Below are 610 nucleotides of genomic sequence, written 5' to 3' on the forward strand. Positions count from 1 at the left end.
GAGCTGTGGGAGTTGTTCCAGCGGGTGGTGCCACCTGCGCCGACGCGTCCGCAGGGTGGTGGGCGGCGTCGTGCCGGGGATCGCGAGGTGCTGGCGGCGATCGTGTTCGTGGCCACCACCGGGTGCACGTGGCGCCAGGTCCCACCGGTGTTCGATGCCTCCTGGCAGACCGTCTATCGCCGCTTCGCCGAGTGGAGCGACGCCCGGGTGTGGGCCAGGCTGCACCGGGTCGTGCTGGACGAGCTCGGAGCCTGCGGCGGGCTGGACTGGTCGCGGTGCGCGATCGACTCGGTCAGCGTCCGCGCCGCCAAAGGGGGGAGCTGACAGGCCCGAATCCTGTCGACCGCGGCAAGCATGGGTCGAAGATCCACTTGATCACCGACCGGACCGGTCTGCCGATCTCTGTCGGGATCTCGGCGGCCAACACCCATGACAGCCTGGGCCTGGAACCCCTCGTGCGCGGCATCCCGCCGATCCGCTCACGCCGCGGACCGCGTCGCCGACGCCCCGGCAAGCTGCACGGTGACAAGGGCTATGACTATCGGCACCTGCGCCGCTGGCTACGCTCGCGCGGCATCGTGGCACGCATCGCCCGCCGTGGCGTCGAGTC

The 610-nt window shown here is 71.1% G+C and carries 1 pseudogene; it reads left to right on the plus strand.

Features of this window, described 5'->3' with window-relative positions:
* Positions 1 to 610 (plus strand): annotated as a pseudogene (locus E1291_RS41590) (IS5 family transposase); the annotation flags it as partial.

This window comes from Actinomadura roseirufa (assembly GCF_900659635.1).
Taxonomy (GTDB): Bacteria; Actinomycetota; Actinomycetes; order Streptosporangiales; family Streptosporangiaceae; genus Spirillospora; species Spirillospora roseirufa.